We start from the raw sequence: 20,973 nt of genomic DNA on the forward strand, positions 1-20,973 counted from the left end.
CACCCTGATCGGCAGCGCCATCGCCAATGCCGATGGCACGTTCAGCATCGAGCTGAATCCTGCTCAAGCCAACGGCGAACTGCTGGATGTCGTTGCCATCGATGACAGCGGCGTTTCTTCGCTGCCGACGCAGGTCTCCGCGCCAGACATCACCGCGCCTGCCGCCCCGACTGACCTGGCTGTCAGCGCGGATGGTAGCGTCATCACCGGTCGTGCCGAACCAGGGAGCACTGTGCGTATCCTGGCTGCCGACGGCAGCGAACTGGGCACTGCCGTGGTCGGCCCGACCGGCGTGTTCAGCATCAACCTCAACCCGCCACAAGTCGATGGTGAAGTGCTGCAAACCACGGCAACAGATGCCGCCGGCAACACATCACCCACCAGCGCGGTTACCGCGCCGGACATCGACGGTGTCGATACCACGCCACCGGCAGCCCCGACTGACCTGGTAGTCGGCCTGGCCGGCAGCCAACTGAGTGGCCGCGGCGAAGCCGGCACTACCGTACAGGTACGCGATGCGGCAGGTACTGTGCTGGCCACCGGCACCGTCGGCGCCGATGGCAGCTTCGCAGTTACCCTGACCCCTGCCGTGAACGATGGCAGCGCCTTGCAAGTGACCCTGACCGATGCTGCTGGGAATGTGTCGCCACCCGGCTCGGTCACCTCGCCGGACCTGCAGGCCCCTGCCCAGCCCACTGAGCTGGCCCTGGCCGACGGCGTGACCTTCACCGGTCGCGGCGAACCGGGTACCACCGTGCAAGTGCGTGATGCCGCAGGCACTCTCATCGGCACTGGCACTGTTGGCGCCGATGGCCTGTTCAGCTTGACCCTGAACCCTGCGCAGGCCAATGGCGAAGCCTTGGATGTGCGCGTGGTGGATGCCGCCGGCAACAGCTCGGCGCCGCTGCAGTTCGATGCACCGGACATCACCCCGCCTGAGGCGGTCAGCAACATCGTGGTCGGCGCGGGTGGCACGGCCCTGAGTGGTCGCGGTGAAGCCGGTGCAACGGTCGAAGTGCGCGATGCCAACGGTACCGTGATCGGCACTGGCGTTGTCGGTGCCAACGGCACCTTCCTGATCGACCTTAGTCCAGCTGCACAACCGGGCGAACAGCTGAGCCTGGTGCAGACTGACCCAAGCGGCAACGCTTCCGTTGCCCTTGAATACGATGTACCACTGACCACTGCACCGGTCAGCCCGAGCAACCTGGCCGTCGATGCCGACGGCACCACCCTCACCGGTTCCGCCCCTGCCGGTACTCGCGTGGAGGTGCATGACGCCAATGGCACCCTGATCGGCAGCGCCATCGCCAATGCCGACGGCACCTTCAGCATCGAGCTGAATCCTGCTCAAGCCAACGGCGAACTGCTGGATGTCGTTGCCATCGATGACAGCGGCGTTTCTTCGCTGCCGGCGCAGGTCACCGCGCCGGATATCACCGCACCTGACGCTCCGACCGAACTGGCTGTCAGCGCGGATGGCACCGTGCTCACTGGCCGTGCCGAACCGGGCAGCACCGTGCGCATCGTTGCTGCCGACGGCAGCGAACTGGGCACTGCCGTGGTCGGCCCGACCGGCGTTTTCAGCATCAACCTCGCGCCGCCGCAAATAGACGGCGAAGTACTCCAAGCTACCGCTACCGATGCTGCTGGCAATACGTCCGTGGCCAGCTCGGTCACTGCGCCGGACATCGACGGTGGCGATACCACACCGCCAGACGCGCCTATCGACCTGGTAATCGGCCTGGCCGGCAGCCAGCTGAGCGGGCGTGGCGAGCCTGGCTCCACCGTACAGGTACGCGATGCGGCAGGTACCGTGCTGGCCACCGGCATCGTCGGCGCCGATGGCAGCTTCGCAGTTACCCTGACCCCTGCCGTTACCGATGGCAGCGCCTTGCAAGTGACCCTGACCGATGCTGCTGGGAATGTGTCGCAGCCGGGCTCGGTCGCCTCTACCGACCTGCTGCCGCCTGCTCAACCGACAGACCTGGCCTTGGCCGACGGCGTGACCTTCACCGGTCGCGGCGAGCCCGGTGCCACCGTGCAAGTACGTGATGCCGCCGGCACCCTTATCGGCACTGGCACTGTTGGCGCCGATGGCCTGTTCAACGTTACCCTTGCACCGGCCCAAGCCAACGGCGAAGCCCTGGATGTACGCCTGGTGGATGCCGCCGGCAACAGCTCGGCGCCGCTGCAGTTCGATGCACCGGACATCACCCCGCCTGAGGCGGTCAGCAACATCGTGGTCGGCGCGGGTGGCACGGCCCTGAGTGGTCGCGGTGAAGCCGGTGCAACGGTCGAAGTGCGCGATGCCAACGGCACCGTGATCGGCACTGGTGTAGTCGGTGCCAACGGCACCTTCCTGATCGACCTTAGTCCAGCTGCACAACCGGGCGAACAGCTGAGCCTGGTGCAGACTGACCCAAGCGGCAACGCTTCCGTTGCCCTTGAATACGATGTACCACTGACCACTGCACCGGTCAGCCCGAGCAACCTGGCCGTCGATGCCGACGGCACCACCCTCACCGGTTCCGCCCCTGCGGGTACCCGCGTAGAGGTACACGATGCCAACGGCACCCTGATCGGCAGCGCCATCGCCAATGCCGACGGCACCTTCAGCATCGAGCTCAACCCCGCTCAAGCCAACGGCGAACTGCTGGATGTCGTTGCCATCGATGACAGCGGCGTTTCTTCGCTGCCGGCGCAGGTCTCCGCGCCAGACATCACCGCGCCTGCCGCCCCGACTGACCTGGCTGTCAGCGCGGATGGTAGCGTCATCACCGGTCGTGCCGAACCAGGGAGCACCGTGCGTATCCTGGCTGCCGACGGCAGCGAACTGGGCACTGCCGTGGTCGGCCCGACCGGCGTGTTCAGCATCAACCTCAACCCGCCACAAGTCGATGGTGAAGTGCTGCAAACCACGGCAACAGATGCCGCCGGCAACACATCACCCACCAGCGCGGTTACCGCGCCGGACATCGACGGTGTCGATACCACGCCACCGGCAGCCCCGACTGACCTGGTAGTCGGCCTGGCCGGCAGCCAGCTGAGCGGGCGTGGCGAGCCTGGCACCACCGTGCAGGTACGCGATGCGGCAGGTACCGTGCTGGCCACCGGCACCGTCGGCGCCGATGGCAGCTTCGCAGTTACCCTGACCCCTGCCGTTACCGATGGCAGCGCCTTGCAAGTGACCCTGACCGATGCTGCTGGCAACGTCTCGCCACCCGGCTCGGTCACCTCGCCGGATCTGCAGGCCCCTGCCCAGCCCACCGAGCTGGCCCTGGCTGACGGCGTGACCTTAACCGGTCGCGGCGAACCCGGTACCACCGTGCAAGTACGTGATGCCGCCGGCACCCTTATCGGCACTGGCATAGTTGGCACCGACGGTCTTTTCAACGTTAGCCTTGCACCCGCTCAAGCCAACGGCGAAGTTCTGGATGTGCGCTTGGTAGATGGCGCTGGCAACAGTTCAGCGCCGCTGCAGTTCGATGCACCGGACATCACCCCGCCTGAGGCGGTCAGCAACATCGTGGTCGGCGCGGGTGGCACGGCCCTGAGTGGTCGCGGTGAAGCCGGTGCCACGGTCGAAGTGCGCGATGCCAACGGCAACGTGATCGGCACTGGCGTTGTCGGTGACAACGGCACCTTCCTGATCGACCTTAGTCCAGCTGCACAGCCGGGCGAACAGCTGAGCCTGGTGCAGACCGATCCGAGCGGCAACGCCTCCGTTGCCCTTGAATACGATGTACCGCTGACCACTGCACCAGACAGCCCGAGCAACCTGGCCGTCGATGCCGACGGCACCACCCTCACCGGTTCCGCCCGTGCGGGTACCCGCGTAGAGGTACACGATGCCAACGGCACCCTGATCGGCAGCGCCATCGCCAATGCCGACGGCACCTTCAGCATCGAGCTCAACCCCGCTCAAGCCAACGGCGAACTGCTGGATGTCGTTGCCATCGATGACAGCGGCGTTTCTTCGCTGCCGGCGCAGGTCTCCGCGCCAGACATCACCGCGCCTGCCGCCCCGACTGACCTGGCTGTCAGCGCGGATGGTAGCGTCATCACCGGCCGTGCCGAACCAGGGAGCACCGTGCGTATCCTGGCTGCCGACGGCAGCGAACTGGGCACTGCCGTGGTCGGCCCGACCGGCGTGTTCAGCATCAACCTCAACCCGCCACAAGTCGATGGTGAAGTGCTGCAAACCACGGCAACAGATGCCGCCGGCAACACATCACCCACCAGCGCGGTTACCGCGCCGGACATCGACGGTGTCGATACCACGCCACCGGCAGCCCCGACTGACCTGGTAGTCGGCCTGGCCGGCAGCCAGCTGAGCGGGCGTGGCGAGCCTGGCACCACCGTGCAGGTACGCGATGCGGCAGGTACCGTGCTGGCCACCGGCACCGTCGGCGCCGATGGCAGCTTCGCAGTTACCCTGACCCCTGCCGTTACCGATGGCAGCGCCTTGCAAGTGACCCTGACCGATGCTGCTGGGAATGTGTCGCCACCCGGCTCGGTCACCTCGCCGGACCTGCAGGCCCCTGCCCAGCCCACTGAGCTGGCCCTGGCCGACGGCGTGACCTTCACCGGTCGCGGCGAACCCGGTACCACCGTGCAAGTACGTGATGCCGCCGGCACCCTTATCGGCACTGGCATAGTTGGCACCGACGGTCTTTTCAACGTTAGCCTTGCACCCGCTCAAGCCAACGGCGAAGTTCTGGATGTGCGGTTGGTAGATGGCGCTGGCAACAGTTCAGCGCCGCTGCAGTTCGATGCACCGGACATCACCCCGCCTGAGGCGGTCAGCAACATCGTGGTCGGCGCGGGTGGCACGGCCCTGAGTGGTCGCGGTGAAGCCGGTGCCACTGTCGAAGTGCGCGATGCCAACGGCAACGTGATCGGCACTGGCGTTGTCGGTGACAACGGCACCTTCCTGATCGACCTTAGTCCAGCTGCACAGCCGGGCGAACAGCTGAGCCTGGTGCAGACCGATCCGAGCGGCAACGCCTCCGTTGCCCTTGAATACGATGTACCGCTGACCACTGCACCAGACAGCCCGAGCAACCTGGCCGTCGATGCCGACGGCACCACCCTCACCGGTTCCGCCCCTGCGGGTACCCGCGTAGAGGTACACGATGCCAACGGCACCCTGATCGGCAGCGCCATCGCCAATGCCGACGGCACCTTCAGCATCGAGCTGAACCCGGCCCAAGCCAACGGCGAACTGCTGGATGTGGTCGCCATCGATGACAGCGGCGTTTCTTCGCTGCCGACGCAGGTCACCGCACCGGACATCACCGCGCCCGCCGCTCCGACTGACCTGGCTGTCAGCGCGGATGGTAGCGTCATCACCGGCCGTGCCGAGCCCGGCAGCACCGTGCGCATCGTTGCCGCCGACGGCAGCGAACTGGGCACGGCCGTGGTCGGCCCGACCGGCGTGTTCAGCATCAACCTTGCTCCGCCACAGGTAGACGGTGAAGTACTCCAAGCTACCGCCACCGATGCCGCTGGTAATACGTCCATAGCCAGTTCGGTCACCGCGCCGGACATCGACGGCGTCGACACCACGCCGCCTGAAGCACCGACTGACCTGGTAATCGGCCTGGCCGGCAGCCAACTGAGCGGCCGTGGCGAAGCCGGCACCACGGTGCAGGTGCGTGATGCCGCTGGCAACATCATCGGCACGGGTGTAGTCGGCGCCGATGGCCTGTTCAGCGTGACCCTGAACCCTGCGCAGGCCAACGGCGAAGCACTGGACGTACGCCTGGTGGACGCGGCCGGCAACAGTTCGATACCACTGGAATTCACCGCCCCGGACATCACCCCGCCCGATGCGGTAAGCAACATCGTGGTTGGCAACGGCGGTCTGGCCCTGAGTGGTCGCGGTGAAGCCGGTGCCACTGTCGAAGTGCGCGATGCCAACGGCACCGTGATCGGCACTGGCGTTGTCGCTGCCAACGGCACCTTCCTGATCGACCTTAGTCCAGCTGCACAGCCGGGCGAACAGCTGAGCCTGGTGCAGACTGACCCAAGCGGCAACGCTTCCGTTGCCCTTGAATACGATGTACCACTGACCACTGCACCGGTCAGCCCGAGCAACCTGGCCGTCGATGCCGACGGCACCACCCTCACCGGTTCCGCGCCTGCCGGCACTCGCGTGGAGGTGCATGACGCCAATGGCACCCTGATCGGCAGCGCCATCGCCAATGCCGACGGCACCTTCAGCATCGAGCTGAATCCTGCTCAAGCCAACGGCGAACTGCTGGATGTGGTCGCCATCGATGACAGCGGCGTTTCTTCACTGCCGACGCAGGTCACCGCGCCGGACATCACCGCACCCGCCGCCCCGACCGAACTGGCCGTCAGCGCTGACGGCACCGTGCTCACCGGCCGTGCCGAACCGGGCAGCACCGTGCGTATCGTTGCTGCCGACGGCAGCGAACTGGGCACGGCCGTGGTCGGCCCGACCGGCGTGTTCAGCATCAATCTCAACCCGCCACAAGTCGATGGTGAAGTGCTGCAAGCCACGGCAACAGATGCCGCCGGCAACACATCACCCACCAGCGCGGTTACCGCGCCGGACATCGACGGTGTCGATACCACGCCACCGGCAGCCCCGACTGACCTGATAGTCGGCCTGGCCGGCAGCCAGCTGAGCGGGCGTGGCGAGCCTGGCACCACCGTGCAGGTACGCGATGCGGCAGGTACCGTGCTGGCCACCGGCACCGTCGGCGCCGATGGCAGCTTCGCAGTTACCCTGACCCCTGCCGTTACCGATGGCAGCGCCTTACAAGTGACCCTGACCGATGCGGCTGGCAACGTCTCGCCACCCGGCTCGGTCACCTCGCCGGATCTGCAGGCCCCTGCCCAGCCCACCGAGCTGGCCCTGGCTGACGGCGTGACCTTAACCGGTCGCGGCGAACCCGGTGCCACCGTGCAAGTGCGTGATGCCGCAGGCACCCTCATCGGCACTGGCACTGTTGGCGCCGATGGCCTGTTCAGCTTGACTCTGAACTTTGCGCAGGCCAATGGCGAAGCCCTGGATGTGCGCCTGGTGGATGCCACCGGCAACACCTCTGCCCCACTGCAGTTCGATGCACCGGACATCACCCCGCCTGAGGCGGTCAGCAACATCGTGGTCGGCAACGGCGGCCTGGCCCTGAGTGGTCGCGGCGAAGCCGGCGCCACTGTCGAAGTGCGCGATGCCAACGGCACCGTGATCGGCAGCGGTGTGGTCGCCGACAACGGCACCTTCCTCATCAACCTTGACCCAGCGGTGCAGCCGGGCGAGCAACTGAGCCTGGTGCAGACCGACCCAAGCGGCAACGCCTCCGAAGCGCTGCCTTTCGAAGTGCCGGTAGCCACCACCCCGGAAAGCCCCAGCGAGCTGGTGTTCGCCGAAGACGGCAGCAGTATCAGCGGTACGGCACCCGCCGGCACCCGCGTGGAAGTGCACGATGCCAACGGCATGCTGATTGGCAGTGTCGTGGCAGGCCCGGATGGTAGCTTCTCCGTGGTCCTCGACCCGGCCCAGGCCAATGGCCAACTGCTGGATGTGGTGGCCATCGACGATGCTGGCGTAGCGTCCCTGCCAACGCAGGTCTCCGCACCGGACATCACGGCACCTGTCGCCCCGAGCGAACTGGCCGTCAACGCTGACGGTACAGTAGTCACCGGCCGTGCCGAACCCGGCAGCACCGTGCGTGTGCTGGCCGCCGATGGCACCACCGTGCTGGGTAGCGTGGTGGTTGGCGCCACCGGCAGCTTCAGCATCACCCTCGACCCAGCACAGGTCGACGGCGAAGTACTGCAAGTCACCGCCACCGATGCAGCAGGCAACGCCTCGACCGCTGGGTCGGTCACCGCGCCAGACATCGACGGTGGAGATACCACGCCACCCGATGCACCAGCCAACCTGGTGATCGGCCTCGCCGGCAGCCAGTTGAGCGGGCGTGGGGAGGCCGGCACCACCGTACAGGTGCGTGACGCTGCGGGCACTGTTCTGGCAACCGGCACTGTCGGCCCGGATGGCACCTTCGCTGTAACCTTGTCCCCCGCCGTGAACGACGGCAGCACGTTGCAAGTCACCCTCACCGACGCAGCCGGCAACGCCTCGCAACCCGGCGCGGTCACCTCACCGGATCTACAGGCTCCTGCGCAGCCGACCGAACTGGCCCTGGCCGATGGCGTCACCTTTACCGGGCGCGGCGAACCCGGCGCCTCGGTGCAGGTGCGCAATAGCGCCGGCAACCTGATTGGCACCGGCCTGGTCAACCCAGACGGCACCTTCAGCGTCACCCTGTTCCCGGCTCAGGCCAATGGCGAGGCGCTGGACGTGCGGTTGGTAGATACTGCCGGCAACACCTCGGCGCCGCTGCAGTTCGATGCACCGGACATCACCCCGCCTGAGGCGGTCAGCAACATCGTGGTCGGTGCCGATGGCCTGGTGCTCAGCGGTCGCGGCGAGGCCCGTGCCACTGTTGAAGTGCGTGATGCCGTCGGTACTGTAATCGGCACCGCTACCGTCGGCGCCAACGGCTCCTTCGTGGTCAGCCTCGACCCGGCAGCCCAACCGGGCGCCGCACTGAGCCTGGTACAAACCGACCCGAGCGGCAACGCGTCCGAAGCCTTGCAATTTGAGGTGCCGCTGACCACTGCCCCCACCAGCCCAAGCGACCTGGAAGTCGCTGAGAATGGCACCAGCATCACGGGTTCTGCCCCGGCCGGAAGCCGCGTGGAAGTACACGATGCCAACGGCACGCTGGTAGGCAGTGTGGTGGTGGGTGCCGAAGGTACCTTCACCGTCATCCTCAACCCGGCCCAGGCCAATGGTGAGCTGCTGGAGCTGGTAGCCATCGATGGCACGGGAGCATCGTCCCTGCCGGTGCAGATCAGTGCGCCGGATATCACCGCCCCGGCCGCCCCGAGCGAACTCGCGATCAATGCCAACGGTACCGTCGTCACCGGCCGTGCCGAATCGGGCAGCACCGTGCGTGTGCTGGCAGCCGATGGCACTACCGTGCTGGGTACGGCGGTAGTGGGCGCCACCGGTAGCTTCAGTATCACCCTCAGCCCGGCACAGGTGGACGGTGAGGTGCTGCAAGTCACCGCTACCGACGCCGCCGGCAATGCCTCCAGCGCCGGTAGTGTCACTGCCCCAGATATCGACGGTATCGACATCACGCCACCCCAGGCCCCGACCAACCTGGTCGTCGGCCTTGCCGGTGGCCAGCTGAGCGGCCGTGGCGAAGCGGGCGCCAGCGTGCAAGTGCGCGATGCCCAGGGCAACGTGCTGGCTAACGGTACGGTCAACCCGGATGGCTCCTTCCAGGTCACCCTGGCCCCGGCGGTCGACGATGGCAGTACCCTGCAAGTGGTGCTGACCGATGCCGCCGGCAATGCCTCCACCCCTGGCACGGTGGCCACCCCAGACCTGCAAGCCCCTGCACAACCGACCGGCCTGGACCTGGCCGGCGGCGTCACCTTGACCGGTAGTGGTGAGCCTGGCGCTAGCGTGCAGGTACGCGACGCCTCGGGCAACGTGATTGGCACCGGCGTGGTCAACCCCAGCGGCAGCTTCAGCGTTACCCTGTCCCCTGCCCAAGCCAATGGCGAGGTCCTCGACATCCGCCTGGTGGACGCCGCTGGTAATGTCTCGACCCCGTTGCAGTTCGACGCGCCGGACACCACGCCCCCTGCCGTAGTCGACAACATCGTAGTCGGTGCAGACGGCCTGACCCTGAGCGGTCGCGGTGAAGCCGGGGCAACCGTCGAAGTGCGCGACGTCAATGGCACCGTGATCGGCACTGGCACGGTGACCGCCAACGGCACCTTCTTGCTCGACCTGGACCCGGCCGCGCTGCCGGGCGAGCGCCTGAGCCTGGTGCAGACCGACGCCAGCGGCAACGCGTCCGGGGCCTTGACCTTCGACGTACCGTTGGTGGCCACACCGGCCAGCCCGAGCGACCTGGTGGTCGCTGAGGATGGCACCAGCGTCAGCGGTTCCGCGCCGGTCGGCAGCCGCGTGGAAGTGCATGATGCCAACGGCGCCGTGGTCGGCAGCATCGTGGTTGGCGCCGAGGGCACCTTCACCGTGGTGCTCAACCCGGCCCAGGCCAACGGCGAGTTGCTGGACGTGGTCGCCATCGACAACAACGGGGCTTCGTCACTGCCGGTACAAGTGACCGCGCCCGACATCACCGCACCCGCCGCACCAAGCGAACTTGCAGTCAACGCCGATGGCAGCCTGGTGAGCGGGCGTGCCGAAGCCGGCAGCACCGTGCGCGTGCTGGCAGCCGACGGCACTACCGTACTGGGCAGCGTCGTAGTGGGTGCCAGCGGTACATTCAGCATCGGCCTCACCCCGCCACAAGTGGCGGGCGAGCAGTTGCAGGTGACCGCCACCGATACTGCAGGCAACGCCTCCACTGCCGGCAACGTCACTGCACCGATCATTGATAACGGCGGTGATACCACGCCGCCCGCGCCAGCCACCCAACTGGCCATCAGCGACGATGGCCGCACAGTCTCCGGCCGTGGTGAAGCAGGCACCACAGTGGAAGTGCGCAACGATCAGGGCCAGGTGCTGGTAAGCGGCACCGTTCAGCCCGATGGCAGCTTCAACGTGCAACTGCCAACCCCGGTGGTGGATGGCTCCTCCCTGCAAGTGACGCTGACTGACGCCGCCGGCAACGTCTCTACACCTAGCCCGCTGACCGCGCCGGACCAAGTGGCACCACTGCAACCCGCCGACCTGGTGCTGAGCAATGGCGATAGCCTGGTCGGCACTGCAGAAGGGGGCGCCCGGGTGGAGGTGAAAGATGCCTCGGGCAACCTCATCGGCAGCGCCATTGCCGGGCCGGATGGCAGCTTCAGCCTGACCCTCGACCCGCCACAGGCCAATGGCGAAACCCTGTCCATCACTGTGACCGATGCGGCAGGCAACACCTCGGTGCCGCTAAGCTACGCGGCCCCGGACATCACCGCACCGGCGATCGTCAGCGACGTGGTGGCAGGCGATGGCAGCCTGGCCGTGTCTGGCCGTGGTGAGCCTGGTGCCACGGTGGAAGTGCGTGATGCGCAAGGTACTGTCATCGGTACCGGCATCGTGGCGCCAAATGGCACCTTCGTGGTTGACCTGGAGGCACCGCTGGCCGCAGGTGAGGATATCGTGCTGGTGCAGACCGATGCCGCCGGCAATACCTCGGCAGGGGTCAGCGTGACGGTTGCCGATACACCGCTGCCCGAAAGCCCAAGCGGCGTGGTGGTGGCCGGCGACGGCTCCAGCGTTTCCGGTACTGCACCGGCCGGTACGCAGGTGCAAGTGCGTGACGCGCAGGGCAATGTCCTGGGCAGCATCGAGGCCGGCCAGGATGGCAGCTTCACCATCGGCCTGAGCCCGGCCCAGGCCAACGGCGAGACACTGGATGTGGTCGCGGTTGACGGCGCTGGCAACAGCTCGCTGCCTACCCAGATCACCGCCCCCGATATCACCCCGCCCAATGAAGCCAGCGAACTGCAACTGAGTGCCGATGGCGGCCTGCTCACCGGCCGCGGCGAAGCGGGCACCACCGTGCAGGTGATCAGTGCCGACGGCACTGTGCTGGGCAACGCCCAGGTTGGTGTCGACGGTGTGATCAGCGTGGTATTGAACCCACCGCAGACTGACGGTCAGGAACTGGACGTGGTGCTGCGCGACCCCGCGGGCAATACCTCGACCGCCACCATCGTGGCACCGGACACCGATGGCCCGCTGCAACCCTCGGGGCTCGCTATCGATACCGCTGGCATTCACCTTACCGGCCAAGGTCAGAGCGGCTCCATCGTCACCGTGCGTGACGCTGACGGCAACGTGCTGGGCACCGCGACCGTGGGCGGCGACGGCCGCTTCGACATCACCCTCGACGCACCGCAGCGCAATGGCGAAAGTCTGACCGTCGAAGCCACCGACAGCCTGGGCAACAGCGCAGGGCCGGTGAACTTCACGGCACCAGACTCTACTCCACCGCAAGTGGTCACCAGCCCGGCCATCGATGGCAACGGCACCACGGTCACCGGCAACGGCGAACCGGGCGCCACCGTCACCGTGCGCGGGCCGGACGGCAGCGTGCTGGGCAGCACCGTGGTCGGCACTGGCGGCGCATTCGAAATCACCCTCGATACGCCGCAGACCAACGGCCAGGCACTGACCGTGGAACAACGCGACCCGGCTGGCAACCTGTCAGCGGCGGTCGACTTGTCGGCGCCGGATACCCAGGCACCCGATATACCCACCGGCCTGGTCCTGGCTGGCGACGGCAGCAGCGTGAGCGGTAGCGGCGAGCCGGGTGCGCAGGTGACCGTGACCGGCACTGGCGGCGCTGTACTGGGCACCGCAACGGTCCAGCCTGACGGCACCTTCCAGGTGACAATCGACCCGCCACAGCTCAATGGCCAGACGCTGTCTGTCACTCAGGCCGACAATACTGGCAACGACTCGCTCGCTGGCACCGTCACCGCACCTGACCTCGAGGCACCGCTGGCGGCGCAAGGCCTGGGCCTTGACCCTACCGGCACAGTGCTCAGCGGGCAGGGTGAGGCTGGCAGCACCGTAGAGGTACGCAATGCTGCGGGCGACCTGCTAGGCACCATTGCGGTGGATACAGACGGCACGTTCGAAGTGACACTTGTCCCCGCCCAGACCAACGGTGAAGTATTGTCGGTGGTGCTGATCGATGGCGGCGGCAATGCCTCGCCGTCGGCCACCTTCACCGCTGACGACAGTACTGCGCCAACTGCGCCGGCCGGCCTCACCATCACCCCGGGCGGCAGCGCCATCCAGGGTACCGGTGAGGCAGGTTCCACGGTGGAGGTGCGGCTTGCCGACGGCACGCTGATAGGCACCATCGTCGTCCCTGCAGGCGGCAGCTTCACGGTGCCACTGTCGCCCGCCCAACTGGACGGCCAGGCCCTCGATGTGACACTGATCGATGCTGCCGGCAATACCTCGGAGCCCAGCCAGGTCTTCGCTCCGGACATCACGCCACCGGCACTGCCCACCGACGTGGTCGTCAACGGCGAAGGCACTGCTGTGACCGGTAACGCACCTGGCGCCAGCTCGGTGACCGTGAACGATGGGGCCGGCAATGTGATCACTGTGCCGGTCAACCCGGACGGCAGTTTCAGCGTGCCGCTGGATACCCCGCAGAACAACGGCCAAACCGTGACCGTGGTAGTGACCGACGCAGCCGGTAACGACTCGGCGCCGGTCTCTGTCACCGCCCCGGACACTACCGACCCACTGCCGGCCACTGGCATCAGCGTGAGCCCGGACGGCGGCACGGTCGGCGGCACCGCCGAACCTGGCAGCACGGTAGAAATCCGCAACCCTGATGACACCGTGCGCGGCACAGTACCCGTAGGGCCGGACGGGACCTTCGTGGTGCCGGTCGAGCCGCCCCTGACAACCGGCGAAACCGTCGCTGTGGTGGTGATCGACCCTGCTGGCAATGAGTCTCCCGAGGTGCCCGTAGCTGGCCCGACTGGCACCGAAGTGGCTACCCCGTCGGCCCTTGCCATCAGCGCCGACGGCTTCCTGTTGACCGGTCAAGGTACGGTCGGCTCGCTGATTACCGTGACCTCCGGGGGCACCACCCTGGGCACCGCCACGGTCGGCAACGACGGCACCTTCCGTGTGTTCTTGCAAAACGCCCAGCTCAACGCCCAGACCTTGCTGGTCAGTGCCAAGGCGACCGCCGATGGCGAGCCTTCGGTGCCGGCCATCATCGTGGCCAATGACACCACGGCCCCCAACACGCCGGCCCAGGTAGCCCTCAACGCCACCGGCAGTACCCTGACCGGCCAGGGCGAAGTGGGCGCAACGGTGCGCGTGACAGACGCACAAGGCACGCTGCTGGGGACTGCCACCGTCGGCAGCAATGGCCTGTTCAGCATCAGCTTCTCGCCGGCTGTGGACAATGGGCAGAACCTGATCGTGACCCAGGCAGATGCTGCGGGTAACGTTTCGCTCGCGGCCACCCTGCAGGCGCCCGACCTGCAGGCACCGCTGGCGGCCAGCAACCTCAGCCTCAACGGCGCAGCAACCGTGCTCAGTGGCCAGGGCGAAGCCGGTGCCAGCGTCACCGTACGCGACGCCAGTGGCGCCATCCTGGCCACCGGCACCGTCAACCAGAGCGGCCAGTTCCAGATCACCCTGCCCAACGCGCAGGTCACCGGCAGCCCGCTGCAGGTCACCCTCAGTGATGCTGCGGGCAACGTGTCCGGCCCAGCCAGCTTGGCCACACCAGACCGCACACCGCCAGCGGCCATCAGTAACCCGCAGTTGAGCCAGGACGGCCGGCAGCTTTCCGGCAGCGGTGAGGTGGGCGCCACGGTACAGGTACGCAACGCCGCAGGTGCCGTGCTCGGCACCGCCACGGTGGGCACCGACGGTCGCTTCACGGTGACCTTCGATACGCCGCAAGCCAACGGCCAGGCCATCGGCGTCACCCAAGTGGATGCCGCCGGCAACACCTCGCCAGCCGTCAACGTGCCGACCCCGGACCTGACCCCACCCGCACCGCTGACCAACGTGGTGCTGAACAACAACGGCCTGACCCTGACCGGCCAAGGCGAAGCTGGCGCCACGGTTACCGTTCACGGCCCGGACGGTACCATCATCGGCACCGGCGTGGTTGCCGCCAATGGCAGCTTTACCCTGACCCTGAACAGCGCACAGCTCAACGCCCAGCACCTGAGCGTTACGCAAACCGACGCGGGCAACAACACCTCCACCGCCGTGGCCGTCACCGCGCCGGACTTCACCCCGCCTGCGGCGCCCGCAGCACTCGCCCTGTCCAGTACCGGGCTGCAACTGACGGGTAACGCCGAAGCCGGCAGTACCGTGACCGTGCGCGATGCCAGCGGCAACGTGCTGGGCACGGCGGTAGCCGGCAGCAACGGCACCTTCCAGGTCGCCCTGAACAGTGCCCAGACCAATGGCCAGACCCTGCAGGTGACCGCCACCGACGCAGCCGGCAACGTGTCGCCGGCCGCGCCTTACACCGCAGCCGACACCACGCCGCCAGCCGCCGTGAGCAACCTGGCGGTCTCTGCCAGTGGCGCCACGCTGACAGGCAATGGCGAAGCAGGCGCAACCGTCACCGTGCGGGCACCCGACAATACCGTGCTGGGCACCGCCACGGTCGGCGCCGACGGCCACTTCAGCGTCACCCTGTCGCCGGCCGCGATCACCGGTGAAAGCCTGAGCGTGGTACAGGCCGATGCCGCACAGAACGTCTCCCCTGCGCAAAGCGTCACTGCGCCGGGCGTTCTGGCACCGGCCACGCCGGACAACCTGGTACTTGCCGCCGACGGCCTGTCGGTGACCGGCACGGCCGACGCGGGCAGCACAGTCAAGGTGTATGGCCCCAACGGCGAATTGCTGGGCAGCAGCCCGGTCGCCAACGACGGTACCTTCACGGTCAACCTGGGCAGTGCACAGGCCAATGGCGAGGTGCTGCAGGTCAGCGCAACGGGCACCGATGGCGCAGTATCGCTGCCCGCCACCCTCCAGGCACCGGACACCACGGCACCGCAACCGCTGACCAACCTGGTGCTGTCCAACGACGGCCTGGTACTCAGTGGCCGCGGTGAGGCAGGTGCCACCGTTCGCGTGCTTGGCGAAGGCGGTATCGACCTGGGTACTGCCGTGGTCGATGCCAGCGGCAACTTCAGCGTCAACCTGGGCGCCGCACAGATCAACGGCGAACAGCTCAGCGCGAGCCAGTCCGACGTGGCCGGCAACGAGTCCAACAGCGTCAGCCTGACCGCCCCTGACCGCGTCGCCCCGGATGCTGCCGACAACCTGGCCTTCGCCGGGGGCGGCAGCTTGCTAAACGGTACCGGCGAAGCGGGTGCCGCCGTACGTGTGCTGGGCGCAGACGGTTCGGTACTGGGCAGTGCAACGGTGCGCGCGGACGGCACCTTCCAGGTCAACCTCGCATCGCCTCAGGCCAACGGCCAGCAAGTGCAAGTGGTGCTGACCGATGCAGCGGGCAACCAATCTGCCGCCAGCGCCATCACCGCACCCGATACCACGCCGCCAACGGCACCAGGCGAACTGGCCGTTTCCGGAGATGGCGCCACCCTCACCGGCCGCGGCGAAGTTGGCGCGCTGGTGACCGTGACCAACCCGGCAGGCGAAGAAATCGGCAGCGCCACGGTCGATGCCAGCGGCCACTTCACCATCACCCTGAACCCGGCACTGGGCAACGCCGAGCTGCTCAGCTTCACCCAGGCCGATGCGGCCGGCAACGTGTCGGCAGTGGCAACCCTGCAAACCCCGGACTTCACCCCGCCCGCCCCGCTCACCCAGGTGGTGATCAACGCAGACGGCAGCGTTGTCAGCGGCCAGGGCGAAGCCGGCGCGACGGTAATCGTGAGCAACGCCGCCGGTACCGTACTGGGCACAGGTACCGTGCTTGCCGACGGCAGCTTCCGCGTCGAACTGTCACCGGCACAAATCAACGACCAGCTACTGTCGGTGCTACAGGCCGACCCACCCGGCAACGTCAGCCTGCCGGTCGACGTGCAGGCGCCCGACCTCACGCCGCCAGCTGCAGCAACCGAGCTGCGGCTCAATGCAGCAGGCGATGAGCTGGGCGGTGTCGGCGAAGCGGGGGCCACGGTGCGCGTCTATGTCGGTACCACACAGGTCGGTACTGGCACAGTGGGCGCCGATGGCACCTTTGTCGTCGAGCTTGATGCGGCGCAGCTCAACGGCCAGGTGCTGCAGGTAACCCTGACCGACGGCAAGGCCAACGTATCGGCGGTCAGCACTGTCACGGCCGTGGATATCACCCCACCGGCTAGCGTGATCGCCACCATCAACGACAGTGGCACCCAAGTGGTCGGTACCGCCGAAGCCGGCACCCGGGTTACCGTGGTCAACAACAACGGCGACCTGCTAGGCCAGGTGACGGTCGATCCGGACGGCACCTTTGTCCTCAACCTGAACAACCCGCAGATCAACGGTGAGGTCCTGACCGTCATCGCCCAGGACACCACCGGCAACCCGTCGGCGCCCCTGCAGGTGAACGCGCCAGACCTCACGGCGCCAGTGCAACCCGATAACCTGTTGCTCAACCCGGCAGGCACGTCGATGACCGGTACGGCAGAAGCCGGCACCACCATCACCGTGCGTGACCCGAACAACAACGTCGTAGGCACCGTGGAAGTGGGTGCAAACGGCCAGTTCACCGTGCCGATCAACCCGGCGCAGAACAACGGCCAGTTGCTCACAGTGGTGTCCACCGACGATGCCGGCAACGCCTCGGTGGTTGTCCCCTATCAAACCAACGACACCTCACCGCCTGGGGTGGTCACCGACATGGCCATCAACAACACGTTCAACGTGCTGACCGGCAAGGGTGAACCTAATGCCACCGTCACCATCAGCCGCGGCGGATCGGTGCTCGGCACTGGCACGGTAGATGCCGCGGGTAACTTCCAGATAACGCTGGTGCCGGCGGCGGGCTCGCTCGCAACCCTGGCAGTGACGCAATCCGACGGCATCAATACCTCTGCGGTCGCGACGTACATCACACCACTGATCGCACCGCCAGTGCCCCCCACCAACGTGACGCTGGGCAGCGACGGCCTGACCTTGGCCGGTAATGCGCCTAGCGGCGTGGGCATCCGCGTCTACGATGCCGCAGGCAACCTGATCGGCACAGGCGGCGCTACCCTGAACGGCACCTTTACCCTGACGCTGAACACAGCGCAGCTCAACGGCGAGCACATATCGGTGACTGCTGTGGCACTGGTGGGCGGCGAATCGCAGCCGACCTTCCTGCAAGCCGCTGACGTCACGCCACCGGCCAATCCGCTGGTGACCAGCCTGTCCCTCAACGGGCTGGTGCTGACCGGCACCGGTGAAGCCGGTGCCACGGTGACCGTGCGCGACGCCAGCAACAACGTGCTCGGCACGGCGGTGGTAAATGGCGGTGGCGTGTTCACCGTCAACCTGAACGCCGCACAGCTCAACGGCCAGGTACTGGGCGTGAGCCAGGCCGACGCTGCGGGCAATGTGTCCGGCAGCACCAGCTACACCGCCACAGACGTGCAACCACCTGCAACACCGACCAACGTCACCATCAACGGCGCGGGCACGGTGCTCACCGGTAACGGTGAAGCGGGCGCCACGGTTACGGTCCAAGGCCCGAACGGCCAGGTGGGTACCGGTGTGGTGCAAGCCGACGGCACCTTCACCATCAACCTGACCACGCCACAGAACGACGGGCAACTGCTGGTGGTGCGCCAGGCCGATGCTGCCGGTAACCTGTCCGGTAGCACCAGCCTGACCGCGCCAGACACCACCCCGCCAGCCGCACCGCTGGCCACCATCAACGCCAACGGCACCTCGGTCAGCGGTTCTGGCCAGATCGGCAGCACGGTCACCGTGCGCAACAGCGCCGGCACCGTGCTGGGGACTGCAACGGTGGGCAGCAACGGCCTGTTCGTGGTCAGCCTGACTGCGGCGCAGATCGACAACCAGGCGCTCAGCGTCACCCTCACCGACAGCGCCGGCAACGTCTCCACTGGCACTGGGCTGACCGCACCCGACCTGACCCCGCCTGCGGCTGCTGGCAACCTGCTGATCAGTGCCGACGGCGGTACCCTGACCGGTACTGGCGAAGTGGGCGCCACCGTGACCGTACGCAGCGCCAGCGGTACCGTGCTGCAAACCACGACGGTGCAGCCAGGCGGCACCTTTACCGTGACCCTGAGCCCGCCTCAGGACAACGGCCAGATCCTCTCGGTGACCCTCAGCGACCCGCGCGGCAACGTGTCGGGCAACGTCAACGTCACCGCGCCGGATGTGGATGCCAACGCGCCGGTCATCGCCAGCGACAACCTGGCCACCGCCACGGTGAACCTGGCAGCGGTCAGTGCCACCAAGACCTACAGCGACAGCTTCACCACGCTGCTGTCGGGCTTCTCGAAGACCTACACCTGGACGGTGGCGGCAGGCACCACGGCCGACCCGACCCTTACACTGACCACCAACAGCGTGCTGGCACTGCTCAACAACACCAGCTTCACCCTGCAGGTAAAAGACGCCAGCGGCGCCTGGGTGACCATCGCCACCGGCAACACGCAGGGCCTGCTGGACCTGATCGTGCTGCCGATCGGCTTGCAGGTGGACATCGGCGTGCTGCAAGCCGGTGACTACCGCCTGACCGTGGGCAGTGGCGGCATCGGCCTGGTGACCAACGTGAGCACCACGCTGGACATCACCTCGACCAGCCTGACCCAGTTCACCGGCACCGGTACGGCCACCTCGGGCAACGTCATCACCGATGTGGGCACCGATGGCGTGGTGGATGCCCGTGGCCCGGACAGCGCCGCCGTGCTGCAAGTGCTGAAAAACGGCAGCTATGTCTCGGCCGGTACCTCGACCACGGTTCAGGGCCAGTACGGCACCTTGGTGATCAGTGCCGATGGCAGTTACACCTACACACCTAACGGCAGCCCGAACAGTGTCGGCAAGGTGGACGTGTTCAGCTACCAGCTGGTGCACCCGAACGGCCTGTCCGATACCGCCAACCTGTACGTGCGCATCGACAGCCCGCAAGCCACGGAGGTCTGGAGCAACACCAACTACGCTGCACCGGCCACGGTGGTCGACGCAGTCAACGATGTCGGTACCAGCCACGTCACCCTGGCCAACCGCGTGGACACCAGCAGCAGTACGCTGGGCTCGCTGAGCCTGCCGGTGATCGGTACCCGCCAGGCCACCTACACCACCACGGTTGCCGCCGATACCACGGCCAACCTGCAGGTGGTGGTCAACTCCACCAACCTGTTGAGCCTGCTCAACGGCACCACCATCGAACTGCTCAAGCTCAACCCGGCCACCGGCCAGTACGTGCTGGTGCAGTCGGTGCCAGGCGGGTCGCTGATCAGCCTGCTGGGTGGCGGCGCGGGGTATACCTTCCAGAACCAGGGGGCCGGCACCTACCACGTACGTGTCACCGCCGGCGGCATCGGCCTGCTCAGCTCCATCACCACCAGCCTCAACGCCACCACCACACACCTGACCGAGTTCGTGGTCAGCGGCGCGACGGCAGCCACCGGCAACCTGCTGAGTGACGACAACGTCGGTTCGGCACTGACCGTGCTGAGCGTGCTGACAGCGGCCAACACCTACACCATCCCGGGCTACAACGGGGTGAGCGTGGCCGGCACCTACGGCACGCTGCTGGTGCATGCCGACGGCAGCTACACCTACACGCTCAACCCGGGGCTTACCTCGGCGGTGGTCGGCCAGCACGACACCTTCACCTACGAGCTGACCCACCCGAACGGCACCACCGACACCGCAACGCTGACCGTCAACCTGGACAACGCAGCAGGCCTCACCACGACCACCTCGCTGCTGGCCGACACCGGCGACGAGGCTGTGGCGCTAGCCAGCCTGGCAGCCGCCACCGATGTGATCGCCGGCACCGACGGCAACGACCATCTCGATGGCAGCCAAGGTGGCCACATCACCCTGCAGGGTGGTGCGGGTAACGACACGCTGGTGGTGGTCGACCAGAACTTCGCCAGCGTCGAAGGCGGTACGGGGACCGACACCCTGCTGTGGGGCGGCGGTGATGCCAGCATCGACCTGGGCAACCTGGCCGGGCGCGTGCACGACATCGAAATCATCGACCTCAACGACACCAGTTCGGTGGCGCTTACCCTCAACCTGGCGGACGTGGTGGCAATCACCGAAACCGGTACCGACACACTCATCATCAAAGGGGACGACAAAGACACGGTTCACATGACGGACAACTGGACGCTGGTCGGGAACCAAACTGCCGACGGTATCGACTATAACCAATACACGGCCCAGGAGGATCCAAGCCATCACCTGTGGGTACAGAACGGTATCCATGTGGTCTGAGGCCGCTGCAATCCCGCCGGGCAAATGCCCGGCGG

General features: G+C 66.9%; 1 protein-coding gene. It reads left to right on the forward strand.

The window, feature by feature from the left end; translation table 11 throughout:
- Positions 1-20,938 (forward strand): BapA/Bap/LapF family large adhesin (locus JOY50_RS19225; RefSeq protein ID WP_243055645.1); only part of this gene is annotated, 20,938 nt, incomplete at its 5' end.
- Between the last annotated feature and the right edge of the window lie 35 nt (positions 20,939-20,973).

The sequence above is a fragment of the Pseudomonas sp. BP01 genome (genome assembly GCF_022760795.1).
Lineage (GTDB): Bacteria > Pseudomonadota > Gammaproteobacteria > Pseudomonadales > Pseudomonadaceae > Aquipseudomonas > Aquipseudomonas putida_Q.